Annotated in this window: 23 protein-coding genes; 16 read left to right on the top strand and 7 right to left on the bottom strand. The window is 63.7% G+C overall.

The genetic code is table 11. The features are described 5' to 3' along the window. The first annotated feature begins 32 nt into the window (after window positions 1-32). The 7 genes from G5134_RS06055 (at window position 33) to G5134_RS06025 (ending at window position 7,032) form a co-directional block, all read left to right on the top strand. The gene (locus G5134_RS06055; RefSeq protein ID WP_082969878.1) at window positions 33-2,381 is read left to right on the top strand and encodes an MMPL family transporter; all 2,349 of its coding nucleotides are present in this window, start codon (window positions 33-35) and stop codon (window positions 2,379-2,381) included. After that, window positions 2,378-2,935, top strand: coding sequence for a DUF3261 domain-containing protein (locus G5134_RS06050; protein ID WP_065016744.1), 558 nt, complete (start codon window positions 2,378-2,380; stop codon window positions 2,933-2,935). The genes G5134_RS06055 and G5134_RS06050 overlap by 4 nt, the downstream gene beginning before the upstream one ends. Further along, entirely contained in the window at window positions 2,932-4,116 is a 1,185-nt protein-coding gene (locus G5134_RS06045; protein WP_065016745.1) for a beta-ketoacyl-[acyl-carrier-protein] synthase family protein, read from the top strand. The genes G5134_RS06050 and G5134_RS06045 overlap by 4 nt, the downstream gene beginning before the upstream one ends. Continuing rightward, on the top strand, window positions 4,109-4,570 hold the full coding sequence (locus G5134_RS06040; protein ID WP_024943607.1) for a hotdog family protein: 462 nt from the start codon (window positions 4,109-4,111) through the stop codon (window positions 4,568-4,570). Before G5134_RS06045 ends, G5134_RS06040 begins: the two co-directional genes overlap by 8 nt. A gap of 9 nt (window positions 4,571-4,579) precedes the next feature. After that, window positions 4,580-5,305: a 3-ketoacyl-ACP reductase FabG2 gene (locus G5134_RS06035; protein ID WP_010633053.1), complete on the top strand. Its 726-nt coding sequence runs from the start codon at window positions 4,580-4,582 to the stop codon at window positions 5,303-5,305. After that, on the top strand, window positions 5,302-6,528 hold the full coding sequence (locus G5134_RS06030; RefSeq protein ID WP_005297952.1) for a beta-ketoacyl-ACP synthase: 1,227 nt from the start codon (window positions 5,302-5,304) through the stop codon (window positions 6,526-6,528). The genes G5134_RS06035 and G5134_RS06030 overlap by 4 nt, the downstream gene beginning before the upstream one ends. Window positions 6,529-6,693: 165 nt before the next feature. Further along, window positions 6,694-7,032: a DUF2541 family protein gene (locus G5134_RS06025; protein ID WP_017781065.1), complete on the top strand. Its 339-nt coding sequence runs from the start codon at window positions 6,694-6,696 to the stop codon at window positions 7,030-7,032. Between the two features lie 31 nt (window positions 7,033-7,063). Here G5134_RS06025 and mog read toward each other — a convergent pair whose 3' ends face one another. Next, a complete protein-coding gene (mog, locus tag G5134_RS06020; RefSeq protein WP_017766389.1) occupies window positions 7,064-7,594 on the bottom strand; it encodes a molybdopterin adenylyltransferase in 531 nt (176 codons plus the stop codon). 398 nt (window positions 7,595-7,992) lie between these two features. Here mog and G5134_RS06015 point away from each other — a divergent pair, with 398 nt between their 5' ends. From G5134_RS06015 to proX, 7 genes are all read left to right on the top strand, one after another. Further along, on the top strand, window positions 7,993-8,334 hold the full coding sequence (locus G5134_RS06015) for a DUF3135 domain-containing protein (protein WP_065016746.1): 342 nt from the start codon (window positions 7,993-7,995) through the stop codon (window positions 8,332-8,334). A 234-nt stretch (window positions 8,335-8,568) separates the two neighbouring features. Beyond that, entirely contained in the window at window positions 8,569-9,366 is a 798-nt protein-coding gene (locus G5134_RS06010; RefSeq protein WP_005297956.1) for a threonine/serine exporter family protein, read from the top strand. Then, window positions 9,363-9,830, top strand: coding sequence for a threonine/serine exporter family protein (locus G5134_RS06005; protein WP_065016747.1), 468 nt, complete (start codon window positions 9,363-9,365; stop codon window positions 9,828-9,830). The genes G5134_RS06010 and G5134_RS06005 overlap by 4 nt, the downstream gene beginning before the upstream one ends. A 24-nt stretch (window positions 9,831-9,854) precedes the next feature. Continuing rightward, window positions 9,855-10,346: a type 3 dihydrofolate reductase gene (gene folA / locus G5134_RS06000; RefSeq protein WP_005297958.1), complete on the top strand. Its 492-nt coding sequence runs from the start codon at window positions 9,855-9,857 to the stop codon at window positions 10,344-10,346. A 514-nt stretch (window positions 10,347-10,860) separates the two neighbouring features. Beyond that, entirely contained in the window at window positions 10,861-12,057 is a 1,197-nt protein-coding gene (gene proV, locus G5134_RS05995) for a glycine betaine/L-proline ABC transporter ATP-binding protein ProV (protein WP_065016748.1), read from the top strand. Continuing rightward, window positions 12,054-13,208, top strand: coding sequence for a glycine betaine/L-proline ABC transporter permease ProW (gene proW, locus G5134_RS05990; protein WP_065016749.1), 1,155 nt, complete (start codon window positions 12,054-12,056; stop codon window positions 13,206-13,208). The genes proV and proW overlap by 4 nt, the downstream gene beginning before the upstream one ends. Next, the gene (proX, locus tag G5134_RS05985; RefSeq protein ID WP_019839485.1) at window positions 13,205-14,206 is read left to right on the top strand and encodes a glycine betaine/L-proline ABC transporter substrate-binding protein ProX; all 1,002 of its coding nucleotides are present in this window, start codon (window positions 13,205-13,207) and stop codon (window positions 14,204-14,206) included. Before proW ends, proX begins: the two co-directional genes overlap by 4 nt. 91 nt (window positions 14,207-14,297) lie before the next feature. Here the strand turns inward: proX and G5134_RS05980 are convergent, their stop codons facing one another. The 3 genes from G5134_RS05980 to G5134_RS05970 are packed head-to-tail and all read right to left on the bottom strand — an operon-like array spanning window position 14,298 to window position 18,593. Next, complete coding sequence (locus tag G5134_RS05980) at window positions 14,298-15,104, bottom strand: phosphoadenylyl-sulfate reductase (RefSeq protein WP_010633062.1); 807 nt, start codon at window positions 15,102-15,104, stop codon at window positions 14,298-14,300. Beyond that, window positions 15,094-16,806: an assimilatory sulfite reductase (NADPH) hemoprotein subunit gene (gene cysI, locus G5134_RS05975; RefSeq protein ID WP_019839486.1), complete on the bottom strand. Its 1,713-nt coding sequence runs from the start codon at window positions 16,804-16,806 to the stop codon at window positions 15,094-15,096. The genes G5134_RS05980 and cysI overlap by 11 nt, the downstream gene beginning before the upstream one ends. Then, the gene (locus G5134_RS05970; RefSeq protein WP_065016750.1) at window positions 16,806-18,593 is read right to left on the bottom strand and encodes an assimilatory sulfite reductase (NADPH) flavoprotein subunit; all 1,788 of its coding nucleotides are present in this window, start codon (window positions 18,591-18,593) and stop codon (window positions 16,806-16,808) included. Before G5134_RS05970 ends, cysI begins: the two co-directional genes overlap by 1 nt. Window positions 18,594-18,791: 198 nt before the next feature. On the opposite strand from G5134_RS05970, the gene G5134_RS05965 reads away from it, so the two are divergent. Further along, window positions 18,792-19,598: a PhzF family phenazine biosynthesis protein gene (locus G5134_RS05965; protein WP_065016751.1), complete on the top strand. Its 807-nt coding sequence runs from the start codon at window positions 18,792-18,794 to the stop codon at window positions 19,596-19,598. A 131-nt stretch (window positions 19,599-19,729) separates the two neighbouring features. Here the strand turns inward: G5134_RS05965 and lysS are convergent, their stop codons facing one another. Next, window positions 19,730-21,265 (bottom strand): lysine--tRNA ligase, encoded by a 1,536-nt coding sequence (gene lysS / locus G5134_RS05960; RefSeq protein WP_005297982.1) that lies wholly within the window; start codon window positions 21,263-21,265, stop codon window positions 19,730-19,732. A gap of 24 nt (window positions 21,266-21,289) precedes the next feature. Continuing rightward, window positions 21,290-22,388, bottom strand: a protein-coding gene (gene prfB, locus G5134_RS05955; protein ID WP_099358782.1) for a peptide chain release factor 2 whose coding sequence is annotated in 2 segments (ribosomal slippage) — window positions 21,290-22,312 and window positions 22,314-22,388 — 1,098 coding nt in all. Because the reading frame shifts where the segments join, the coding sequence is not laid out codon by codon here. Window positions 22,389-22,642: 254 nt separating this feature from the next. Between prfB and G5134_RS05950 the strand changes: the two genes are divergently transcribed. Beyond that, the gene (locus G5134_RS05950) at window positions 22,643-24,514 is read left to right on the top strand and encodes a methyl-accepting chemotaxis protein (protein ID WP_010633067.1); all 1,872 of its coding nucleotides are present in this window, start codon (window positions 22,643-22,645) and stop codon (window positions 24,512-24,514) included. A 185-nt stretch (window positions 24,515-24,699) separates the two neighbouring features. On the opposite strand, the gene gltS is transcribed toward G5134_RS05950, so the two are convergent. Then, a complete protein-coding gene (gene gltS, locus G5134_RS05945; protein ID WP_005297985.1) occupies window positions 24,700-25,899 on the bottom strand; it encodes a sodium/glutamate symporter in 1,200 nt (399 codons plus the stop codon). Window positions 25,900-26,258 lie beyond the last annotated feature (359 nt).

The raw sequence follows: 26,258 nt of genomic DNA, 5'->3' as shown, positions 1-26,258 counted from the left end.
CGCCGTCCCCGCCGGGACGAGGAGAGCCCACCTTGCTGCACGCTGAAACCACCTGGCGCCGGCTCGGGACCCTCTGGATCGGGCTCTGCCTGCTGCTGGCGGCGGTGCTTGCCTGGCAACTGCCCCACAGCCGCATCAACACCAGCCTGATGGATCTGCTGCCCCACGAGTCCCGCAGCGATCTGGACCCGGCCCTGCAGCAGGGTCTGCTGCAGCAGCTCGACCGCCAGCTGGTCTGGCTGCTGAGCCTGCCCGCCGGCCAGGACGGGCGCGCCGCCGCCACCTTCTGGGCGCAGCAACTCGGCGAGCTGCCTGCCCTGTCCCGCATCAAGGGGTATCAGCCCGAGCTGGCCCCCGCCTGGCAGAGCTATCTGCACGAGCTGGCCTGGCAGCGGCTGGATCCGGCAAGCAGGGCCCGGCTTGCCGGGGGGGCCGAGGGGTGGAGTCAATGGGTGCTCGGCCAGATCTACTCCCCCTTCGGCGGCGTCTCCCGCGCCGAGTGGCAGAGCGACCCTCTGCTGCTGACCCGGGCCGGGGTGCTGGCCGAGGCCCGCGGCCCCATGCAGCTCAAGGAGGGCTGGCTGGTAAGCCGGGACGACGTCGGCCGCGACTGGTACATGGTGCGCGCCGAGCTGGATCTCTCCGCCTTCGACATCCAGCGCAACCAGGCACTGCTGAGCGAACTGGCCGGGGCCGAGCAGCGCCTCGCCGAGGCCTATCCTGGCGCCGAACTGCTGCGCCGCGGCACCCTCTTTTACAGCCAGCACGCCAGCCAGCTGGCCCAGCAGGACATCTCCACCATAGGGCTGGGCTCCATGGTCGGGGTCATCCTGCTCATCTGGGGCGTGTTTCGCTCCACCCGGGCACTGCTGCTCTCCCTGCTGCCCATCGGCGTAGGGCTGATGTGGGGGCTCGGCACAGTGCTCATCCTGTTCGGCGAGATCCACGTCTTCACCCTGGTGATCAGCAGCAGCCTCATCGGCATCGCCATCGACTACGCCATCCACTTTCTGTGCGAGCGGCGGCTGCACGGCGACGAGGAAACGCCGCACCAGACCCGGCTCAAGTTGCTGCCGAGCCTGTCGCTCGCGGTGCTGACCACCCTGATCGGCTATGGCCTGCTCTGGTTCGCCCCCTTCCCCGGCTTGCAGCAGCTGGCGGTGTGCGCGCTGGCTGGGCTGTTCAGTGCCTTCATCACGGTGCTCTGCCTGTTTCCGCGCTGGGCCGGCCCGCTGCCGACAAGGCCGCTGCGGGGCCAGCGCTGGTTGCAGGGCTGGCTGCTGGCCTGGCAGCAACGCCCGCTGCTGCGCATCGGTCTGCCGCTCTGCTGCCTGCTGCTGGCGGCCCTCGGCATCAGCCGGTTGCAGGTGGATGACGACATCCGCCGGCTGCAGCCTCTGCCGGTGGCGTTGCAGGGGCAGGAGCAGCGGATCCAGGCCCTCACCGGCCAGCAGGGGGGCATGCAGGGCTTGCTGGTGACGGGAGCGGACGGCGAGCAGGCACTGCAACGGCTGGAGCGGCTCGATGGCCGGCTGGCCGAGCTGCAACAGCGCGGTGCGCTGCAGGAGTTCGTCTCGCTGGCCCGTTGGCTGCCTTCGCTGGCGCGCCAGCAGGAGGATGCCGCCGCCATCCGGGCCCTGTTGCCCGAGGTGGTGAGTCGGCTCAAGACGGCCGGCCTGCCGCTGCAGCCGCCCGTGCGCGAGCCACACTGGCTGACCCCGGCCGCCTGGCTGGCCAGCCCGGTCAGCGAGGGGAGCCGCCTGTTGTGGCACGCCCTGGCGGATGGCCGCGTTGCCATCTGGGTGCCGCTGGTGGGGGTGGCAGACGAAGGAGCCCTGACGGCGCTGGCGGCGGCCGAGTCAGGGGTCTACTGGCAGGATCAGCGCAGCCAGTGGAGCCAGCTGTTCGCCCACTACCGCATCAAGCTGGCGGAGCTGCTGTCGGTGGCCATCGCGCTGGTGGCCCTGCTGCTGTGGCGGCGGATGGGGGCGGCGCGAGCGGCCCGGGTGCTGCTGGTCAACCTGATTGCGCTGGCCATGGGGCTGGCGCTGCTCGCCGCCTGCGGTCAGCCGCTCACCCTGTTCGGAGTGCTGGCGCTCAGCCTCATCTTCGGCATCGGCATCGACTACGGCCTCTTCTTTGCCCATAGCGGGAACGGGGTGGCGCGCCAGAGTTCCACCCTGCTCGCCATCCTGCTGGCCAACCTCACCACCCAGCTGGCCTTCGGTCTGCTGGCGCTGAGTCACACCCCCGCCATCGCGGGCTTTGGTCTGGTGCTGAGCGGCGGTATCTTTACCGCCTTCCTGCTCTCGCCCCTGGTACTGGACCGGGTGCGACCGCAGTTGCCGGGGCCACATGGCCGGGAGCCAACCTCATCATGAAAGCCTTGTTCGTGTTCGTCGTCCTGCTGCTAACCGGTTGCAGCAGCCAGCCGACCCCCACCGCCTATCTCGACAAGGGGACCGTCATGACGCTGCCGGCCCCCGTGCTGGCCGCCCCCTTCTATCGCCAGCAACTGCTGACCGCCAGCGTGGGGGAGAGCACTCACCAGCTGATGACGGTGCTGGAGGCGGACGGCCATCAGCTGACCCTGGTGGGGCTGACCCCGAGCGGGGTACGGCTGTTTCTGGTGCGCTATGACCAGCAGGGCATCGAGACCCGCCAGCTCAGCCCGCTGCTCACCAGCGGCATGCCACCGGTGAGCCAGGTGCTGGCGGACGTGATGCTCTGCTACTGGCCGCTGGCCAGCTGGCAACCGCAACTGCCGCCGGGCTGGACGCTGCGTGACGAGGGGCTGCTGCGCCGGCTGCGCGCCCCCGATGGCACTCTGGTCACCGAGATCCGCTATCGCGACGCCGACGGCGTGCGCGAGCCGGTCGGCCTGCAGCAACACGTGTTCAACTACCGTCTGCAACTGGAGACCCTGAGCCAATGAGCTGTTATATCGCCGCCTATGGCCTCGTCTCGGCACTGGGGACGGGGCGTGATGCCAGCGCCGAGGCGCTGCTGGCCTGGCAGAGAGAGGGCATCAGCCCGCTGGATCGCCACCGGGCGCCGCTGCTGGATGGTCGGCTGACCCCGGTCGGGCGGGTGGAAGGGGAGTTGCCGGTCATCCCGGCGGCGCTGGCCCCCTATGCCTCGCGCAACAACCAGTTGCTGCTGGCGGCGCTGGCCCAGATCCGGCCCGCCCTCGATGAGGTGCTGGCCACCTTTGGCAGCGACCGTGTCGGCCTGGTGCTTGGCACCAGCACCGCCGGGATCGGCGAGGCCGAGCTGGCGGTGGCCGCTGCCCGGCGCGGAGAGGCGGTGCCCCCCGAGTTTGACTATCGTCAGCAGGAGCTGGGCTCACCGTCGGAATTTCTGGCCCGCCATCTCGGCCTGACCGGGCCGGCCTGGACGATCTCCACCGCCTGCTCCTCCAGCGCGCGCGCCTTCATCAGCGGCCAGCGGCTGCTGGCGGCCGGACTGGCAGACGCCGTGCTGGTGGGCGGTGCCGACAGCCTGTGCGGGCTCACCCTCAACGGCTTTGACAGCCTGGAGTCCCTCAGCTGTGCGCGCTGCCAGCCGTTCGATGAGGCGCGCCAGGGGATCAACATCGGCGAGGGGGCGGCGCTGTTTCTGTTGAGCCGCACGCCTGCACCGCTGGCCCTGCTGGGGGCGGGGGAGTCCTCCGATGCCTGGCACATCTCGGCGCCTCATCCAGACGGGGTGGGCGCCGAGGCGGCCATGCGCATGGCGCTGGCCCAGGCGGGCCTGACGCCGGCGCAGGTGGGCTACGTCAACCTGCACGGCACCGCCACCCGTCTCAACGACGCCATGGAGAGCCAGGCGGTGCACCGGCTGTTTGGTGCCGAGGTGCCCTGCAGCTCCACCAAGCCGCTCACCGGCCACACCCTGGGGGCGGCGGGAGCCATCGAGGCCGCGCTCGCCTGCCTGCTGCTGGAGCGCGCTCTGCCACTGCCGCCCCAGCGGGTGGCCACGGCGGATCCGGCGCTGGCCCCCATCCGGCTGGTGAGCGGCGAGGTGCCACTGGCGGCGCCCTGGGTGCTCTCCAACTCCTTTGCCTTCGGTGGCAACAATGTCAGCCTGCTGTTTGGGAGCGTTCACCATGAATGAGCCAGGTTCACTGCCCGCCATCGAGACCCTGCTGCCCCACCAGGCCCCCATGCTGCTGCTGGACCGGCTCTGCGCGGCGGATGCCCAGCAGGCGCGCTGCGAGACCCGTATCGGCGCCCGCCATGCCCTGCTGCTGGATGGGGAGGGCAACCTGCCCGGCTGGGTCGGCATCGAGCTGATGGCCCAGACCATCGCCGCCTGGGCCGGCATGCAGGGGCGCCTGCGCGGCGAGCCGGTGCGCATCGGCATGCTGCTCGGCAGTCGCAAGTATCGCTGCCTGCGCCCCGTCTTCGCGGCCGGCAGCCTGCTCACCATAGAGGCGTGCTGCCTGTTGCAAGACGGCGGCATGGCCAGTTTTGATTGCCGGATCCTGCTGGCGGGGGAGGAATGCGCCCAGGCGCGGCTCTCCACCTATCAGCCGAGCCCCGGCGAATTGTCCGATTTGTTAGCCTGAGGAAGCTTCATGATCTCTAGCGTATTGGTCACGGGCGCCAGCAAGGGGATAGGCCGCGCCATCGCCCTCAAGCTGGCGGCCGACGGTTTTTCCATCGTGGTGCACTACCACAGCGATCGGGCCGGCGCCGAAGCCACCCTGGCCAGCCTGCAGGCGGCCGGCGGGCAGGGGCGTCTGCTCCAGTTCGACATCGCCGATCGCGAGGGGTGCCGCGCGCGGCTGGAGGCCGACATGGCCGAGCACGGCGCCTATTACGGCGTGGTCTGCAACGCCGGCATCATCCGTGACGGCGCCTTTCCCGCCCTCACCGACGAGGAGTGGGACGGTGTGCTGCACACCAACCTGGACGGCTTCTACAACCTGCTCAAGCCCTGCATCATGCCGATGATCGGCCTGCGCCGGGGCGGACGCATCGTGACCATCTCCTCGGTGTCCGGGCTGATGGGCAACCGGGGCCAGGTCAACTACAGTGCCGCCAAGGCGGGCATCATGGGGGCCACCAAGGCACTGGCCCTCGAGCTTGCCAAGCGCAAGATCACCGTCAACTGCGTGGCCCCCGGCCTCATCGACACCGGCATGGTGGACGAGGAGGTGAAGGCGGAGGCGATGAAGATCATTCCACTCAAGCGGATGGGGCAGGCTGACGAGGTGGCCGGTCTGGTCTCCTATCTGATGTCCGACATCGCCGGCTATGTCACGCGCCAGGTCATCTCCATCAACGGAGGCATGGTATGAAGCGAGTCGTAGTCACCGGCATGGCCGGGGTGACCGCCTTCGGGCAGGATTGGCCGAGCGTGCGGGCCCGCCTGCAGGCGGGGCGCAATGCGGTGGTGAACATGCCGGAGTGGGCCATCTACGATGGCCTCAACACCCGGCTGGCGGCCCCCATTCCGGACTTCACGCTGCCGGCCCACTATCCGCGCAAGAAGACCCGCGCCATGGGACGGGTCTCGGCGCTTGCCACCGTCGCCACCGAGCTGGCGCTGGCGCAGGCGGGATTGCTGGACAACCCGGTGCTCACCGACGGGCGCACCGGCATCGCCTACGGCTCCTCCACCGGCAGCACGGACCCCATCCGCGCCTTCGGGGTCATGCTCAACGACAAGAGCACCGCCAGCATCACGGCCACCACCTATGTGCAGATGATGCCGCACACGGCGGCGGTCAACACCGGGCTGTTCTTCGGCCTGCGCGGGCGGGTCATTCCCACCTCCAGCGCTTGTACCTCCGGCAGCCAGGGCATCGGCTACGCCTTTGAGGCGATCAAGCACGGCTACCAGACCCTGATGGTGGCTGGCGGGGCGGAGGAGCTCTGCCCGTCGGAGGCCGTGGTATTCGATACCCTGTTTGCCACCAGCCAGATGAACGACAACCCGGAGCTGGCGCCGCGTCCGTTCGACCGGCAGCGGGACGGGCTGGTGATAGGCGAGGGGGCCGGCACCCTGGTGCTGGAGGAGCTGGAACATGCGCAGGCGCGAGGTGCCACCATCCTCGCCGAGCTGGTGGGCTTTGCCACCAACTGCGATGCCGCCCACGTGACCCAGCCCCAGCAGGAGACCATGCAGCTCTGCATGGAGATGGCGCTGGCCCAGGCCGGGCTCCAGCCTGAGGATATCGGCTATATCAGCGCCCACGGCACCGCCACCGAGCGCGGCGACATCGCCGAGAGTCACGCCACCGCCGCCATCTTCGGCGACCGCACCCCCATCTCGTCCCTCAAGAGCTACTTCGGCCATACCCTGGGGGCCTGCGGCGCCATCGAGGCCTGGCTGGCGCTGGAGATGATGCAGGAGGGGTGGTTTGCCCCCACCATCAACCTGACCGAGCCGGATCCGGCCTGCGCTCCGCTCGATCACGTGGTGGGCAGCGGTCGCACGCTGGCGGTGGAGTACCTGATGTCCAACAACTTTGCCTTTGGCGGTATCAACACCTCCCTCATCTTCAAACGCTGGTCCTGAGTGTCGGTGCCCTGCCTGGCAGGGCGCCGGTACAGGCTGGGTTTAGCCTTGATGAATTAATATGCCCCCCGTTTTTTTTCGGGAGGCATCATGTCTGTGTTATCTGCTTTTTCTTTTTCTGCCAAGCGTCTGCGCGTCATTCAGGGCGTTCTGTTATCCACCTTGTTGTGGGCGCTGGCCGCCCCGGCCATGGCCGATGATGAATTTCGGCTGGGCAAGACCATTCTGCTCGGGGTTGGCGATCATCCCGCCATCATTCCCATGCTCGCCTGTCGGCCAACCAAATCCATCATGGTCAAGGCTGGGCGGGAATTAACCCTGGAGCGGGTCAAGGTGTTTTATGGCAATGATCGCAGCAAGACCCTCTATTTCGGCAAGGAGCTGAGAGAGGATCAGGAGTCGGAGTGGAAATCCCTCGGCAGCCGGCTCTGCATCAAGCGGATCGAGGTATACGGCAATTCGGAAGGGAGTCGGGCCGGGGTCAAGGTGTACGGCCGCAAATAAGCAAAGGGCGGGGCAAATCCCCGCCCAGCTTTTATTTCTTCGGGCGAAACGGCTTGATGACGGCCTCGTCGCACTCGAGATAGGGGCCTTCCATCAGATCGATGCAGTAGGGGATAGCGGGGAAGACCGCATCCAGACATTCGCGGATGGACTTGGGCTTGCCCGGCAGGTTGACGATGAGCGAGCTGCCGCGCAGACCGGCGGTCTGGCGCGACAGGATGGCGGTCGGCACGAACTTGAGGGATTCGGCCCGCATCAGCTCGCCAAAGCCTGGCATCATGCGATCGCACACCGCCTCGGTTGCCTCCGGGGTAACATCCCGCTTGGCCGGCCCGGTGCCACCTGTGGTGACGATGAGGCTGCACCGCTCCTGGTCCGCCAGCCGGATCAGGGTTGCCTCGATCTGCTCCTGCTCGTCGGGGATCACCTCATAAAGGGGTTCCCATTCCGAGGTCAGATAGGCGTTCAGGGTGTCGATGATGGCCTTGCCGGAGAGATCTTCGTAGATGCCCGCACTGGCGCGATCGCTGACGGTGACGATACCGATTCTTGCCTTGCTCATGGTCTGCTCTTGGTTGCCGCTATAAGTGGCAAATAAAATAACATAATCAGCAAGATATGTTAAACCAGCCAGATCGCGGCGCGAAGGCGAGCGTCAAATGGCAAACTATATTGGCCGCTTCCTTTCAATAAGACATAACATCGGCATATTGCCGTGCCAAAAATGTATAAACACATCCGCCATCGATATTCAGGAATAATCGCTTGATCCATAACGAATAACCAGTTCGGGGTTTCCATGCGCCGTCATCTTTTGGCGCAGCGGGAGGGGAAAGCCGGCCTCATGGATTGAACCGCAGCGGGGTTCGGCTTATATAACACCTGAAGCGATTGGTGAAAATATGAACCGATTGTTGTTGTTTGAGTATCACCATGCAGCGGCTGGCCGCGGGAGGGCATATGGAGTTGCCTGATTTTGATACCTTGAAACGGCTGGCGGTGGCGGAGCCCGAGCGGCTCGACGAGTTGCTTCAGCAAGAGATAGAAGGTCTGATAGACAGGGTCAGCCCGCAGCAGCAAATGCGCCTGCGCGGCCTGCAATTTCGCATCGACTGTCAGCGCCAGCTGGCCAAGAACAACATGGACAGCTGCATCCGGATTGCCGCCATGATGCACGACTCCTTTTATTCCATGCGCAGTGAAATGGTTCAGCTCAATAATCCTGATTATGTCGAGCCGCTACCGGAATATAAAGAGAACAACATCCTCTATTTCAGCGATTATTATCGCAAGAAAAAATAATATTATTCCGGATGAGTCATTTTAATATATTCCCGCCATTATCGTGGTTTCCGGGTGAGGCTAGCTGACTGGCGTTGAACAGTTTGGGGTGATTTGTAATCTATTTGATGTATTTTTGTGTCGCTTTTTATTTTATTTGAGTTTGTTTATTGGCGTGATATGTGTAGATGAACGGCGCCGATAGTTAGGCTAACATGGCGACACTTTTTTAATTTGCTACGACTCGAAGGGATTATGAGAAGTATCACACCAAGGCGGGTGCTGTCGCGGGAACAGCAGACGGAGATCACCCGGATCATCGTCAAGGTGGGCCAGATGCTGGCCCAGTTCGGCGCCGAGAGTCGCATCATAGAGCAGACCACGGTCCGGCTCGGCATGGCGCTCGGGCTGGAGAGCGTCGAGATGGCCATCTCCTCCAGCGCCATCGTGCTCACCAGCCTCTATCAGGGCAGTTGCGTCACCACCACCCGGCGGGTGCGTGAGCACGGCATCAACATGCAGGTGGTGTGCGAGATCCAGCGTATCTGCATCATGGCGGAGAAGGATCTGATCGGAGCGCGGGAAGTGCGTCAGCGCCTGGAGGCCATAGTACCGTTCCACTATCACCCCTGGCTGGTGGTGCCCATGGTGGGGCTCTCCTGCGGTGCCTTCAGTCTGCTGTTTGGCGGTGACTGGCCCATCTTCCTGGTGACCTGTTTCTCTGCTTCGGTCGCCATGCGGGCACGCCAGCTGATGGCGCGTCATCACCACAGCCCCCTCATCAATTTTGCCACCACCGGCTTTATCGCCACCCTGCTCGCCTCCAGCGCGACCTTCTTCAACTGGGGGGCCCAGCCCTATCTCGCCATGGCGGCCAGCGTACTGCTGCTGGTGCCGGGCTTTCCGCTCATCAATGCGGTCTCCGACATGGTGAAGGGCTACTTCAACATGGGGCTGGCCCGCTGGGGCACGGCGACCCTGCTGACCATCAGCGCGGCGATAGGAATTATTCTCGCCATGTCGGTGACCGGTATCTGGGGGTGGAAGGTATGATGGATTTCATCTGGCTGCTGGTCAAGGATGCCTTCTGGTCGGCCATTCCGGCAGTGGGCTTTGCCATGCTGTTCAACGTGCCACCACGGATGTTGAAGTACTGCGCCATGGGCGGCGCCCTGGCTCACAGCCTGCGCACCCTGCTCATTCACCATGGCATGCCCATCGAGTGGGCCACCCTGGCGGCGGCGACCACGGTCGGTTTTGTCTGCGTCTACTGGTCGCGCCGGCTGCTGGCGCCGCGCCCTGTGTTCAGCGTCGCCTCCATCATCCCCATGATCCCGGGCAGCTACGCCTTCAAGGCGATGATCGCGGTGGTGGAGCTCAATATCTCCGGGGTGACCATGGAGCTTATCCAGAGCGCGGTGGAAAACGGGCTCAAGGCGTTGTTTATCGTGGGGGCCCTGAGTTTCGGTTTGGCGATCCCCTCTCTGGTCGTGTACCGTAATCGCCCCATTATCTGACAGACGGTGCGAGAGGTTGACCCCATGATGATTTCCATGATTGCCGCCATGGCCCACGATCGGGTGATCGGCCTGGACAACCAGATGCCCTGGCACCTGCCGGCGGATCTGGCCCACTTCAAGCGGGTGACCCTGGGCAAGCCGGTGCTGATGGGGCGCAAGACCTTTGAATCCATCGGGCGGCCGCTGCCTGGCCGCCGCAACCTGGTGATCAGCCGCAACCCCGACTACCGGGCTGACGGCGTGGAGGTCATCGACTCGGTGGACGCGGCGCTGGCGCTGCTGGCCGGCAGCGATGTTACCGAGCTGATGGTGATCGGGGGCGGTCATCTCTACGGCCAGCTGCTGCCACGGGCCGACAGACTCTATCTGACCCGCATCGATCTGGCGGTGGAGGGGGATACCCGTTTCCCGGCCTTCGACGAGGGCGACTGGTCGTGCATCGAGCGCGAGTCACATCAGCCCGACGAGAAGAACCCCCACCCCTACCGTTTCGAGACCTGGCAGCGGCGCTGACGGCTGGCGGATTTCCCCGGTTGATGAAAGGCCCCTTGTGTTGCACAAGGGGCCTTTTTGCTGTCCGGGACAGGGATTGAATACCCAGGTATTGCGATGTGCCATAGCGTGGACACGCCACACCTCAGGCCTCTATTTCACAGTGGAAGTGTGGCAGCGAATGACAATATTATAGTTAGTGTTGTAACTAAATGTGTTGGCCCGCTAATGAGAGGCATGCCCCCTCCTTTTCCCTCCCATTATTGCTCTGTTTTTCTCGCGTTACATGCCTATCTGTCGTTGATTTTGATGGGGTTGTATTGATTTATTCGGTTGGAATGACAGGGTTTCATTACACCTGAGTGCATTTTTATGCCTAAAAATAGTCTTTAAAAATCAATAAATTAAAAATTAATCCTTTTGCTGAGACTCTTATGGTTCTTTTGTTTTCGTTGTTAATTGCTTAGGGTTAAAAGTAATTGGCTCACGTTCGACGGTTTGCCAGGCAGCCCGTCGGCCAAGAAAAAAGGACAATATGACAGTCAAACTCGAGGTCAAATCACTCTACAAAATCTTCGGCGATCAGCCGGAAAAAGCGTTCAAATTGCTGGCCAAAGGCCATGACCGCGCCAGCATACTGCAAAAAACCGGGCAGACCCTGGGGGTCCAGGATGTCAATCTGGCCATCGACGAAGGGGAGATCTTCGTGGTGATGGGCCTCTCCGGCTCGGGCAAATCCACCCTGGTGCGTCTCTTCAATCGGCTGATCGAGCCGACCCGCGGCCAGGTGCTGATCGATGGTGAGGACATCGCCGCCATCTCCGACAGCGAGCTGCGTCAGGTGCGGCGCAAGAAGATCAGCATGGTGTTCCAGTCTTTCGCCCTGATGCCGCACCTGAGCGTGCTGGAAAACACCGCCTTCGGGCTGGAGCTGGCCGGGGTGCCACTGGCCGAGCGCCAGCAGAGTGCCCGCCAGGCGCTGCAGCAGGTGGGGTTGGGGCAGTGGATCGATGCCTTCCCCGATGCGCTCTCCGGCGGCATGAAGCAGCGGGTCGGGCTGGCCCGCGCCCTTGCCAACGACCCCGACATCCTGCTGATGGACGAGGCTTTTTCGGCTCTGGATCCGCTGATCCGCACCGAGATGCAGGATGAGCTGCTCAAGCTGCAGGCCAGCCAGCAGCGTACCATCGTCTTCATCTCTCACGATCTGGACGAGGCGATGCGCATCGGCGATCGCATCGCCATCATGCAGGACGGCCAGCTGGTGCAGGTCGGCACCCCGGACGAGATCCTCAACCAGCCCGCCAACGACTATGTGCGTGCCTTCTTTCGCGGGGTGGATCTGGCCCATGTATTCAGCGCCCGCGACGTGGCCAGCCGCAAGCAGATGCCGCTCATCAAGAAGCACACCACCGACGGGCCGGGCAACGCTCTGCGCCAGCTCAAGGAGCAGGAGCGGGAGTTCGGTTACGTGGTGGATCGCCGGCGTCGCTTCCTCGGGGTCGTCTCGGTGGAGTCGCTCGGTCAGGTGGTTAGGGCCAAAGGCAGCCTGGAGCAGGCGCTGCTGGCGGACATCCAGCCCATCTTGGCGGACACCGCCCTCAACGAACTGATCAGCCAGGTGGCGGCCGCCCCCTGTCAGGTGCCCGTGGTCGAGGAGGATGGCACTTATCTGGGCCTCATCTCCAAGGCCAACCTGCTGAACACCCTGGACAGGAGTACCCCGGCATGAAGCGGATGAATCCCCATTTTTTACTGAGCGGGCTGTTGGCCCTGGTGCTGCTGGCGAGCCCCTCCCTGCGGGCCGACGAGGTGGCGGCCGACCCTTGGGGCGCCACGGCCTCCAGTGCCACCGAGGTGGCCGATCCCTGGAGCGATACCGCCACCGCCGCCACCGACTGGCAGAACCAGATCGAGACGGTGGATACCACAGCTGCCGTCGACTGGCTGGATCCCTTCCAGCAGGCGCTGGTGCCGCTGGACAGCTGGGTCGAGGGTGGCATCGGCTGGCTGGTGGAGAACCTGCGACCGCTGTTCCAGCTGATCCGCGCGCCGGTGGAGCTGACCCTGAACGGCATGACCCATCTGCTGCAGACGGTGCCCTCCACCCTGATGATCGGCCTGCTGACCCTGATCGCCTGGCAGCTGGTGAACGGCCGCATGGCGCTGGGGACCCTGGTCTCGCTGGTGATCGTGGGGCTTATTGGCGCCTGGTCCGATGCCATGGTGACCCTGTCGCTGGTGCTGACCTCGCTCTTTTTCTGCGTCTTGCTAGGGTTGCCGGCCGGCATCCTGCTGGCGCGGAGCGAGCGACTGTCACGCTGGACCCGGCCGTTGCTGGATGCCATGCAGACCACTCCGGCGTTCGTCTACCTCATCCCCATCGTCATGCTGTTCGGCATCGGCAACGTGCCCGGGGTGGTGGTGACCGTCATCTTTGCGCTGCCGCCCATGATCCGGCTCACCATGCTGGGCATTCGCCAGGTGCCCGCCGATCTGGTGGAGGCGGCCCACTCGTTCGGTGCCAGCCCCTCCCAGCTGCTGTTCAAGGTGCAGTTGCCGCTCGCCATGCCCACCATCATGGCCGGGGTCAACCAGACCCTGATGCTGGCGCTCTCCATGGTGGTGATCGCCTCCATGATCGCGGTAGGGGGCCTCGGCCAGATGGTGCTGCGCGGCATCGGCCGGCTCGACATGGGGCTCGCCTCCATCGGCGGCCTCGGCATAGTGCTGCTGGCCATCGTGCTCGACCGCCTGACCCAGGCGATGGGGCAGCCGGATCGCAGCCGGACCGGCCGCTGGTATCAGCGCGGCCCCGCCGCCCTGCTGCTGCGCCTGCTCGGTCGCGACAAGCCAATCGATTACAAAGGAGTAAATGCATGAGACTGATCACCAAGACGCTGACCCTGGGCTCCCTGCTGCTGAGCGCCCAACTGCTCGGCCCGTTCGCCATGGCCAGCACCGAGCTGCCGGGGGAGGGCGTGCGCGTTCAGCCCCTGCAGAGCTCCTTGCCGGAGGAGAGCTTTCAGACCCTGCTGGTCAGCAAGCTGATGGCGCGTCTCGGCTATGACGTCCTGCCGGCCCAGGAGGTGGACTACAACGTGGCCTACGCCTCGGTAGCGCAGGGGGATGGCACTTTTCTGGCCTTCAACTGGATACCGCTGCAGAACAACAAATATGAGCAGGCGGGGGGTGACAAGGTGTTCTTCCGTGAGGGGACCTATGTGGCCGGGGCCGCCCAGGGTTATCTCATCGACAAGCAGACCGCGACCCGCTATGGCATCACCAACCTGGGACAGCTCAAGGATCCCAAGCTGGCGGCGCTGTTTGACGGCGATGGCGACGGCAAGGCCGATCTCATCGGTTGCAACCCGGGCTGGGGTTGCGAAGAGGCGATCAACCGCCATCTGGCCGAGTTCGGGCTGACCCCGACCGTCACCCACAAGCAGGGCAACTACGCGGCGCTCATCGCCGATACCCAGGCCCGCTTCAAGAGCGGCAAGCCGGTGCTCTACTACACCTGGACCCCCTACTGGCTCAGCAGCGAGCTGGTGCCCGGCCGGGATGTGGTGTGGCTGGAGGTGCCCGCCGATGGCCCTGATGCGGCCAAGACCCGGCTGCCGAACGGCAAGAACTATGGCTTCCCGGTCAACACCATGCACATCGTCGCCAACAAGCGGTTCGCCGAGGCCAACCCGGCGGCCGCCAGGCTCTTCTCTATCGTCAAGCTGCCGCTCAATGACATCAACGTGCAGAACGGCCTGATGAACAAGGGACAGAACAAGCCGGCGGATGTGGAGCGTCACGCCGATGCCTGGCTCAAGGGCCATGAGGCGCTGGTGAACGACTGGCTGACCCAGGCGCGCGCCGCCGCCAGGTAATGAGGGCGGTAGGTCGCTTTTTTGCGCAAAGAAAAACGCCCGGCAGTTGCCGGGCGTTTTTTATGGGAGCCGTGCGGGTGGAAAGTCCGGCTTAGATGCCGGAGCCATCGCTCTCGCCACTCTCCTCGTGCAGACCGCACTCGCGCTTGAGGCCGAAGAAGCGGGTCTGCTCCTCGCTCATGCCGGGCTCCCACTTGGTGGTGGTGTGCACGTCGCCGACCGACAGGTAGCCCTGCTCCCACAAGGGGTGGTAGGGGAGGTCGAACTCCTTGAAGTAGTAGAAGACGTCCTTGTTGCTCCAGTCGATCACCGGCAGGAACTTGAAGCGACCGCGCTGGATGGCCAGCACCGGCAGCTTGCCCCGGCTGCCGGATTGCTCCCGGCGCAGGCCAGAGAACCAGGTGCGGGCGCCCAGCTCGTTCAGGGCGCGGTCCATGGGCTCCACCTTGTTGAGCTGGTTGTAGCGGGTGATCCCCTCCACTCCCTGCTCCCACAGCAGGCCGAAGCGGGCCTCCTGCCAGGCAGGGGTGAGCGCGGCCCGGTAGATCTTGAGGTTGAGGGCGAGACGCTCGGTCAGCTCGTCGATGAAGCGGTAGGTCTCGGGGAAGAGATAACCGGTATCGGTCAGCACCACGGGCACGTCGGCCCGCTCGCGGCTCACCAGGTGCAGCATCAGCGCCGCCTGGATGCCGAAGCTCGACGACAGCACGTGCTCCCCCGGCAGGTTGGCCAGGGCCCAGTGCACCCGCTCGGGGGCGCTCATGGCGTCCAGCGCCCGGTTGAGGGGGGCCAGCGCCTCGACCTGCTCCTCCCGGCCCAGGGCCAGCAGGGCGTCGAGGTCGAGCCGGCCGTCGGCGGTGCGCGCCAGCCGCTCTGTATCGGTCTGATCAGGCTGCATAGAAGTCCCTCGCGGAGTCGATGACCGGGGCTATGATCCCGGCGCGAATGACGAAGTCGCCGAAGCACTCGCCAGGGTTGCGATCCTTAGCCCAACGGCCGATCAGGGCGTCCAGCTCGGCCAGGATCTGCGGCTCGGTTATGTTCTCCTGATAGAGGCGCGGAATGCGGGTCCCCTCCAGATTGCCACCCAGGTGCAGGTTGTAGCGACCCGGCGCCTTGCCCACCAGTCCCACCTCCGCCAGCATGGCGCGGCCGCAGCCGTTGGGGCAGCCGGTGACGCGGAAGATGATGGCGTCATCCGCCAGACCGTGCTTGGTCAGCAGCCCTTCGATGTCGGTGACAAACGCCGGCAGCATGCGCTCGGCCTCGGCCATCGCCAGCGGGCAGGTAGGCAGGGCCACGCAGGCCATGGACTGCTTGCGCTGCTCGCTCACGCCGTCATCCAGCAGGCCGTACTGGCGCGCCAGGGCTTCGATGCGGGACTTCTCGCCGGCCGGGACGCCGGCGATGATGAGGTTCTGGTTGGCGGTCAGGCGAAAATCCCCCTGATGCACCTTGGCGATCTCCAGCATGCCGGTCTTGAGGGGCTTGCCCGGGAAGTCCAGCAGGCGGCCGTTCTCGATGAACAGGGTCAGGTGTTGCTTGCCGTCGATCCCCTCGACCCAACCGAAGCGATCGCCGCGGCTGGTGAATTCGTAGGGGCGAACCGGCCCGAACTGGATGCCGGCGCGGCTCTCCACCTCGGCTTTGAAGGCCTCGACCCCCACCCGCTCCAGGGTGTACTTGGTCTTGGCGTTCTTGCGATTGACCCGGTTGCCCCAGTCGCGCTGGGTGCTGACCACGGCGGCCGCCACTTCCAGCACGTGGGAGAGGGGCACGAAGCCGAAGTCGCTCGCCTTGCGCGGATAAGTGGTGGTGTCACCGTGAGTCATGGCCAGACCACCGCCCACCAGCACGTTGAAGCCCACCAGCTTGCCACCTTCGGCGATGGCCACGAAGTTCAGATCGTTGGCGTGGATGTCCACGTCGTTGTGGGGCGGGATCACCACGGTCGTCTTGAATTTGCGCGGCAGGTAGTTGGAGCCCAGGATAGGCTCCTCGTCATCCCCCAGCTTCTCGCCGTCCAGCCAGATCTCCACGTAGGCGCGGGTCTTGGGCAGCAGGTGCTCGGAGATCTTCTTGGCCCACTCGTAGGCCTCCTGGTGCAGTTCGGACTCCACCGGGTTGCTGGTGCAGAGCACGTTGCGGTTCACGTCGCCCGCGGTGGCGATGGAATCGATGCCGGTGCTGTTGAGGGTCTGGTGCATCAGCTTGATGTCGCGCTTGAGCACCCCGTGGAACTGGAAGGTCTGGCGGGTGGTCAGGCGGATGCTGCCGTACAGGCTGTGCTCTTCGGCGAACTTGTCGATCACCAGCCACTGGGCCGGGGTGATGATGCCGCCCGGCAGGCGGGCGCGCAGCATAACATTGTGCAGCGGCTCCAGCTTCTGGGCGGCGCGCTCGGGGCGAATATCGCGGTCATCCTGCTGATACATGCCGTGAAAGCGGATCAGCTGGAAGTTGTCGCCGTTGAAGCCGCCGGTGAGCGGGTCCTTGAGATCCTGCTCTATGGTGCCGCGAAGAAAGTTGCTCTCGCGTTTCAGACGTTCGTTGTCGGCCAGCGGTCCTTCCACCGGTCCTGGAATAACTTGTTTGCTCATCAATAGACATCCCTTTGATAACGTTTGGCACGACGCAATTCGCTCAGATACTCTTCTGCTTCCTCACGGCTCTTCTGGCCATGTTCGGCAATCACATCCAGCAGGGCTTCCTGCACATCTTTGGCCATATGATTGGCATCGCCGCACACATAGAAGTGAGCGCCTGCTTCCAGCCACTGGTAGAGCTCGAGCCCTGCCTCGCGCAGGCGGTCCTGCACATAAATCTTGTTGGCCTGATCCCGGCTGAAGGCCAGGGAGATCTTCGACAGCAGGCCCGACTTCACATAACGCTGCCACTCCACCTGATAGAGGAAATCCTGGGTAAAGTGCGGATTGCCGAAGAAGAGCCAGTTCTTGCCGTCGGCCCCTTGCGCTTCCCGCTCCTGCAAGAAGGCCCGGAAGGGGGCGATGCCGGTGCCCGGGCCCACCATGATGACAGGGGTATCGGGGTTAGCAGGCAGGCGGAAGTTGTCGTTGTGCTCCACGAATACCCGCACCTCGGCATCTTCCGGCAGACGGTCCGCCAGATAGGAGGAGGCGGCGCCGCTGCGCACAGTGCCATCATCCTGCGGGTAGCGCACTACGCCGACGGTCAGGTGCACCTCTTCCTCCACCTCGCTCTGGCTGGAGGCGATGGAGTAGAGGCGCGGAGTGAGCGGGCGCAGCAGGCCGATCAGCTGTTCGGCTGTGAGCGCGGTCGGGAAGCGTTTGAGCACATCCACTACCTGGGCAGAGGCCACCAGGGCGTTGACCTGGGCCTTGTCGCCGGCCAGATCCTTGAGGGCCGCGTTGTCCGATATGTCAGCGAGCCCTGTGATAAAGCCGCCGTGCAAGCGGGTCAGCTCCAGCTCGCGGCTGAGCACCTCGCGCAGGCTACCGCGAGCGGTGGCTTCGTCGCCGGAAAGATGAGCCAGCGCCAAGACCTCACCGACCAGGTCGGCATCGTTGTCAAACCAGATGCCCAGCGCATCCCCTGGCTGATAGCGGATGCCGGACTCTTCCAGGCTGATCTCGATGTGGCGGATATCCTTGGTCGAGTCGCGACCGGTGATCTTCTGGTTGACCGAGAGCCTGGCCGGGAAGGGGTTCTCCTTGCTGTACTGGCTGTGGCCGACCGCCTGCTGTACCGCGCTGGCTACGCTGCTGCCGGCGGGGCCGGCAGAGAGGGTGGCGGCGATGGCGTTGAGCGCCTGTTCGCCCCACGCCTTGGCGGCATCCTGATAATCCACGTCCAGGCTGGCGAGTTCATGCACCCGGTCGGCGCCGGCCTTGGTCAGCAGGCTGTCAAAGTCCTTGCCGGTCTGGCAGAAGAACTCATAGGAGCTGTCACCCAGCCCCAGCACGGCGAACTTGAGCCCTTCCAGCTTGCCGACCTTGCCCTTCTTGAGCTGCTCGTACAGATCGACCGCGCTCTCCGGCGGTTCACCCTCCCCGTAAGTGCTCACTACCAGCAGCAGGTGGGTCTCTTTCTTGAGCTGCTTGGGTTTGTAGTCCGCCATGGAGGTGAGGGTCACCGGCAGGCCACGGGCCTCGGCCTGCGCCTTGATGGCGCTGGCCACGCCCTTGGCGTTGCCGGTCTGGGAGCCGTAGAGAATGGTCAGATTGCCGCTGGGGGTGGCTGCTGCCCCGGTCACGACAGGCTGGCTGCCCGCCTGGGAGAGACCGTAGAGATAACCGCTCACCCAGGCAAGTTGCTGGGTATTGAGGGTCGATAGCGCCTGGCTCAGCTGTCGCTGCTGCTCGTCAGAGAGGGGAGTCAGGTTGGTCAGGGAGTCCTTCAATTGCATCACACACGTCTTCCATGGTCTGATTTTTGGTCAGGTTAAGGGGTGTGATGGATAACAACAAAGAATAAAAATGTCTTTTTTATTCTATTACTGCATTAAAAAGGCGATGGAGAGAGTTGCAAGGCGACGCAGGTCGACAGGGCTCTCATGGTATAAAGGGCGATGAATGAGCCCGTATTACCCACACAGGAAGCGTGAATGTCGATCATCAGCTTGTTTCATGTCAATGCCTTCAGCCAGCACCCCTTTGGCGGCAACCCGGCGGTGGTGGCGCTGGGGCCGAGCCAGCCGGATGCCACCCTGCTGGCCATGGCGGCCGAGTTCAACCAGTCGGAGACCGCCTTTCTGGTGCCCCAAGGCCGGGCCCGCTACCAGCTGCGCTGGTTCACCCCCGAGCTGGAAGTGGATCTCTGCGGTCACGGCACCCTGGCTGCGGCCCATGTGTTGTGGCAGACGGGGGCGGTGTCTGAGGATGAGGTCATTCGTTTCGAGACCCGTAGCGGCGAGTTGCTGGCCCGGCGCGAAGGAGCGTGGATCTGGCTCGATTTCCCGCGCATTGCCCCGGCGCCGCTCGAGCTGGATCCGGCCTATGCGGCGGCGGTCGGTTGCCAGCCGCTGCAAACCCTGGCGGCTGGCGCCAAGTTCTTGCTGGCGCTCGCCAGCGAGGAGGAGGTCCGCGCGCTCAGCCCAGATTTTCAGGCCTTGCGCGCCCTGCCCGGTCGCGGCCTGATGGTGACGGCGCCTTCGCGCGATCCGGACCATGACTTCGTCTCCCGCTACTTCGCCCCCTGGGTCGGGGTAGACGAGGATCCGGTGACCGGCTCCAACCACTGCGCTCTGGTGCCCTTCTGGGCCGAGCGGCTAGGCAAACAGCAGCTGCGGGCCCGCCAGATCTCGGCCAGGGGCGGTGAGCTGTGCCTTGAACTGCAGGGAGATAGGGTGCTGATGGCCGGTCAGGCCGTCACCTTGTGGCAGGGGGAGTGGCTGCTGCCACCAGCCTCATAAGCGGCAAGTTGGCGGCGGATTGAACGTTCGCCACTGGTTTGTGTCCGCCATAAAAAAACGCCCCGCAGTTGCGGGGCGTTTTGATTGTCATGGACGGCAGCTGTGCTGCTACGACCCTGTTTCTGCGGCGCTTACTTTTGTGGACGCAGAGCCGGGAACAGGATGACGTCACGGATGGTGTGGCTGTTGGTGAACAGCATCACCAGACGGTCGATACCGATACCCTGACCGGCAGTCGGCGGCAGACCGTGTTCCAGCGCGGTGACGAAGTCGGCGTCGTAGAACATGGCTTCGTCATCGCCGGCGGCTTTCTGGTCAACCTGAGCCTGGAAGCGCTCGGCCTGATCTTCCGCATCGTTCAGCTCGGAGAAGCCGTTGGCCAGCTCGCGGCCACCGATGAAGAATTCGAAGCGGTCGGTGACGTCCGGGTTCTGGTCGTTGCGACGGGCCAGCGGAGAGACGGCGGCCGGGTACTCGGTGATGAAGGTCGGTTGCAGCAGCATGTGCTCCACGGTCTCTTCGAAGATCGCGGTGATCACGTGGCCCAGCTCCCAGCTCTTCATCAGCTCGATGTGCAGGCGCTTGGCGACGGCGGTGGCCTTCTCCAGGGTCGCCAGATCGTCACGGGTCACATCCGGGTTGTACTTCAGGATGGAGTCCACCATGGAGAGGCGCTGGAACGGCTGACCGAAATCGATGGTCAGGCCCTCTTCGCCCTCTTTGGCGTAACGGATCTTGGTGTCGCCCAGGATGTCTTGCGCCAGGGTGCGCAGCATCTCTTCGGTGAGGTCCATCAGATCGATGTAGTCGGCGTAGGCCATATAGAACTCGAGCATGGTGAACTCGGGGTTATGGCGAACGGAGATACCTTCGTTACGGAAGTTGCGGTTGATCTCGTAGACACGCTCGAAGCCACCGACCACCAGACGCTTCAGATAGAGTTCCGGAGCGATACGCAGGTACATGTCGATGTCCAGTGCGTTGTGGTGGGTGATGAACGGACGGGCAGAAGCGCCACCCGGGATGACCTGCATCATGGGGGTTTCCACTTCCATGAAGCGCTTGTCATTCAGGAACTTGCGGATACCGGCCACGACCTTGGTACGGGTCACGAAGGTCTTGCGGGACTCTTCGTTGGCGATCAGATCCAGGTAACGCTGACGGCAGCGGGCTTCCTGGTCGGTCAGACCTTTGTGCTTCTCGGGCAGCGGGCGCAGGGCCTTGGTCAGCAGGCGAATGTCGGAGACGTGAACGGAGAGTTCGCCTGTGTTGGTGCGGAACAGGGTACCTTCGACACCCACGATGTCGCCCAGATCCCACTTCTTGAACTGCTCGTTGTAGAAGCCTTCCGGCAGGTCGTCACGGGTGACGTAGACCTGGATCTTGCCTGCCATGTCCTGCAGGGTGGCGAAAGACGCCTTGCCCATGATCCGGCGGGTCATGATGCGACCGGCAATCTTCACCCGTTTACCCAGTGCGGCCAGCTCGTCGGCGCTCTTGTCGCCAAACTCGGCGTGCAGATCGCCGGAGAGGTGGTCACGACGGAAGTCGTTGGGGAAGGGGTTGCCCTGGGCGCGCAAGGCGGCCAGCTTGGAACGACGCTCCTGCATCTCGTTGTTCAGTTCGAGAGTTTGGTCGACTTCCGGAGTGGTGGTTTGTTCAGACATGGTGATTCCTGCTGTTCTGTTTTTTTACAGGCCTGACTTCAGGCTAGCTTCGATAAACTTGTCCAGATCGCCGTCGAGTACCGCCTGGGTATTGCGGGTTTCGACGCCGGTACGTAGATCCTTGATGCGCGCATCATCCAGCACATAGGAACGGATCTGGCTGCCCCAGCCGATGTCGGACTTGGTCTCTTCGAGGGCTTGCTTCTCGGCATTCTGCTTCTGAATTTCCAGCTCGTAGAGCTTGGCCTTCAGCTGCTTCATACACTGATCTTTGTTTTTGTGCTGGGAACGATCGTTCTGGCACTGTACCACGACCCCAGTGGGAATGTGGGTAATACGTACCGCGGATTCGGTCCGGTTGACGTGCTGACCACCGGCGCCGGAGGCACGGTAGACATCGATGCGCAGGTCGGCCGGGTTGATCTCGATGTCGATGTCATCGTCGATCTCTGGGTAGACGAACACGGAGCAGAACGAGGTGTGGCGACGACCACCGGAATCGAAGGGTGATTTGCGCACCAGACGGTGTACGCCGGTCTCGGTGCGCAGCCAGCCGAAGGCGTACTCACCGGTGAACTTGATGGTGGCGGACTTGATGCCGGCCACGTCGCCTTCGGAGCATTCGATGAGCTCGGGCTTGTAGCCGTGGGCATCGCCCCAGCGCAGGTACATGCGTAGCACCATGTTGGCCCAGTCCTGGGCCTCGGTACCGCCGGAGCCGGACTGGATGTCGATGTAGCAGTCGGAAGGATCGTGCTGACCGGAGAACATGCGGCGGAACTCGAGGTCCACCAGCTTGGACTCCAGCACGTCGGCTTCGGCCACGGCTTCGTTGAAGGTGTCTTCGTCTTCGCCTTCCACGGCCAGCTCGACCAGCATGGCCACGTCGTCAGCCCCCTGGGTCAGGGTGTCGATGGTGCCGACCACATTTTCCAGCGCGACGCGCTCCTTGCCCAGCGCCTGTGCGCGCTCGGGTTCATTCCAGACGTCCGGCTGTTCCAGCTCGGCGTTGACCTCTTCTAGACGCTCTTTCTTGGCGTCATAGTCAAAGGTACCCCCTAAGCAGCTCGGTCCTCTCAGACAGCTCCTTAAGCTTGTTTAATACAGGATTGACTTCAAACATCGTGAAAACTCTCGGGGTCGATGTGATTTAAAAACGGGATATTCTAGCCAATTGTGGAAGGAATAAACAGGGTCGGCTGTCCTTGTGCGTGCCTGGTAGTCAATTTCTGGTGCAGTTTTCCCCAACTCGGTGGAAAATATCGCCCACCGCCCCATTTTCCGGTTCAGTTTTGTGCCGACGGGTCGTTAATAACTACGCAGTGCTGTGCACTTTTTGGGAAATCCTGTTCCTGACCTCCATAAGAAGAACGCATGATGAAAAATCTATCACTCAAGCAGAAGATACTGTTGTCAGTGGTCATCGCCCTCTCGCTGGTGATCCTGCTGCTCTCCTGGCAGAGCTACACCAGCCAGAAGTCCCTGTTGCTGCAAGGCAGTCAGGAACAGGTGCAGCGCCTCGGCAACCAGCAGGCCGCCAGCGTCAGTGACTGGCTCGCGGCCCGTCGCGACGTCATTCAGGCGCTCGGCAACAAGGCCGGTGCCGACCCCCTCAACGCCCTGCAACAGGCGCAAGTCTCCGGCCGCTTCCAGCTCACCTACTTTGGCGAGAGCAGCGGCAAGATGAACGACTCCGATCCCTCCATCAATCGTGACGGCTACGATCCCCGCTCCCGCGGCTGGTATCAGGAGGCGATGGGCAAGGGGGGCATGATCGTCACCAAGCCTTACCTTGACGTGGCCTACAACATCATGGTGGTGACCCTGGCCCAGCCGGCGCAGGGCGGCGTGGTCGGCGGCGACCTCTCCATCGCCTCCCTGGTGGAAGACGTCACCAAGATGAAGCTGCCGGCCGACGGTTTCGCCATCATGATGCACAAGGACGGCACCGTCATCGCCTACAAGGACGCGGCCAAGGCGATGAAACCGGCCACCGAGATCGACAACGATCTGACCAATGCCCTGATCGAACAGAGCAAGACCAGCAACAGCCTGGTGCCGGCCTACTTCGACGGCGAAGGGCGCGACAAGCTGCTGTGGGCGGTGGATATCCCCGACACCGACTGGGAGCTGGTGCTGGTGCTGGACAAGGAGACCCTGGAGGCGCCGCTCTCTTCCCTGCTGATGACCCAGCTCGGCCTGGCCCTGCTGGTGCTGGTAGGCAGCATCCTCGCCATCTCCTGGCTGGTCAGCCTGCTGTTGGGGCCCCTTGGTAAGGTCTCCCAGGCCCTGGCCCGCATCGCCGACGGTAACGGCGATCTGACCCAGCGCATCAAGATCGACACCAACGACGAGGTGGGTCAGCTGGCCAACAGCTTCAACCGCTTCGTCGGCAGCCAGCACCAGCTGATCGGCAACATCCGTCAGCTGGCCAACGAGCTGAACGCCGATGCCGAGCGCAGTCTGGTGACCAACCAGGCCGCCGTGGACGAGTTGCAGCGCCAGCAGCAGGAGGTGACCATGGTCGCCACCGCGGTTACCGAGATGGCGAGCGCCACCATGGAGATCGCCGGCAACGCCGAGAACACCGCCGCCGCGGCCCAGCAGTCCGCCCAGAGCAGTGAGCAGGGCAAGATGTTGGTGAACCAGACTCGTCAGTCCATCAACGGTCTGGCCGAGGAAGTGGGGCAGGCGACCGAGGTGATCGGCGAGCTGAGCCGCCACGCCCAGGCCATCTCCGGCATCCTCTCCACCATTCAGGGCATCGCCGAGCAGACCAACCTGCTGGCGCTGAACGCGGCCATCGAAGCGGCCCGCGCCGGTGAACAGGGTCGCGGTTTCGCGGTGGTGGCGGATGAGGTGCGGGTGCTGTCGCGCCGCACCCAGGACTCCACCCAGGAGATCCAGTCCACCATCGAGACCCTGCAGCAGACCACGGCCCGTGCGGTGAGCCTGATGCAGACCAGTCAGGGGCTGGCGGACAACAGCGTGAAAGACGCCGATGCCGCTGCCGCTGCGCTCGAAGAGATCACCCAGGCAGTCAGCCTCATCTCCGACATGGCGGGCCAGATCGCCACGGCCGCCGAGGAGCAGACCCAGGTGACCGGCGAGATCACCCAGAACACCACCGCCATCAAGGATGTGAGTGACGAGATCACCGCCGCCGCCATGCGCGATCTGGATCAGGCCGAGAGCCTCAAGGGGCGGGCCACCGACCTGAACAAGCAGGTCTCGACCTTTATCCTGTAAGTGCTTGAACGCGGCGAACACGGCCGCCATGACCAAGCCCCGCACTCTGCCGAGTGCGGGGCTTTTTGTTTATGGGTCTCGCCACGGCTATCCATGAAGGAAGTGGTGCAGAGAAGCTGGCCAGCAGAAATGGCAGAGCCCACCAGAGGGTGGGCTCTGTTCATATACGTCTGACGGGAAAGGAATTACAAGAAGGGCAGTGCCAGGAACAGCTTGATCACCATGGCGTTGATGATGTCGATGAAGAAGGCGCCCACCATGGGCACCACCAGAAACGCCAGGTGGGAGGGACCAAAGCGTTGGGTGATGGCCTGCATGTTGGCGATGGCGGTGGGGGTGGCCCCCAGACCAAAGCCGCAGTGGCCCGCTGCCAGCACGGCCGCATCATAGTTGCGGCCCATCACCCGGAAGGTGACGAAGATGGCGTAGAGCGCCATGGCCACGGTCTGGGCCGCCAGCAGGATGAAGATGGGCAGCGCCAGGTTGGCCAGATCCCACAGTCGCAGGCTCATCAACGCCATCGCCAGGAAGAGCGACAGACTGACGTTGCCGAGCAGGGAGACTTCGCGGTCGCTCACTTCGTGCCAGTTCAGCAGGGTCAGCACGTTGCGCAGCAGCACGCCGACGAACAGCACGCAGACGAACACCGGCAGCTCGAAGGCGCCGCCCTTGAGGTAGGCGGAGAGCATCTCGCCCCCCTTCAGGCTGATGGCGATCAGCGCCAGGGTCTCGATCAGGCTGAAGGTGGTGAGCGGGCGCTCCATGTCCGGCATCTCGAAGCCTTGCGGCGCGTCGTCCCGGTTGTGCTCCTCGCCGGGCACCTGCACCTTCTTCACCAGATAGCGGGCCACCGGACCACCGATCAGGCCCCCCAGCACCAGGCCGAAGGTGGCACAGGCGATGGCGAGCTCGGCGGCGGATTGCACCCCGTACTTCTCGGTGAAGGTGGCGCCCCAGGCCGCCCCAGTGCCGTGGCCGCCGGAGAGGGTGATGGAGCCGGCCAGCAGCCCCATGTGGGGATCCAGGCCGAGCAGGGTGGCCAGACCCACCCCCAGGCTGTTCTGCACCAGCAGCAGGCCGGTGACCACCAGCAGGAAGGTGAGCACCGCCTTGCCGCCGCGCTTGAGACTGGCGAGATCGGCGGAGAGACCGATGGAGGCGAAGAACGCCAGCATCAGCGGGGTTTGCAGGCTGGTATCGAACTGCAGCTCCATCTGCAGGGTGGAGCGCAGCAGCAGCAGCACCAGGGCGACCACCAGGCCGCCGGCAACCGGTTTGGGGATGTTGAAGGTGCGCAGCAGCCCGACTCGGGTCACCAGCAGACGACCGAGCAGCAACACCAGGGTGGCTGCGACCAGGGTAGCGTAGGAATCAAGTTGTAGCATTCAGTACTCCCATGTTGATTGGCTGTGTCTTTCGTTGATGCAGACTCACAGATTCAGCCGGGATAAAACAGTGTGGCTCAGGTGCCAACAAAGAAGGGGCGACATGCCCCCGCCCCACGTAAGAATGGGACCGGTGCGGGCCTGAATTGATCAGGCATCCAGATGAGATTTATGAAAAATCGAGCGGATAGTAGCAAAAAACACCACTTATATCCACATTTGTCAGATAAATGGTCGCTCATTGTGTTTGTTGTGAAATTTAACACTATCGGGTTGGTCGCGGTGCAAGCCGGGGTGAGGGCTATTTCCTGGCTGTCATTTGGGGCACCAGTCCCTATAATTCGGCGATTTTTGGCCCG

Source organism: Aeromonas sp. 600276, from assembly GCF_049175815.1.
Classification (GTDB): domain Bacteria; phylum Pseudomonadota; class Gammaproteobacteria; order Enterobacterales; family Aeromonadaceae; genus Aeromonas; species Aeromonas dhakensis.
This window is presented reverse-complemented; position numbering and strand designations above follow the sequence as displayed.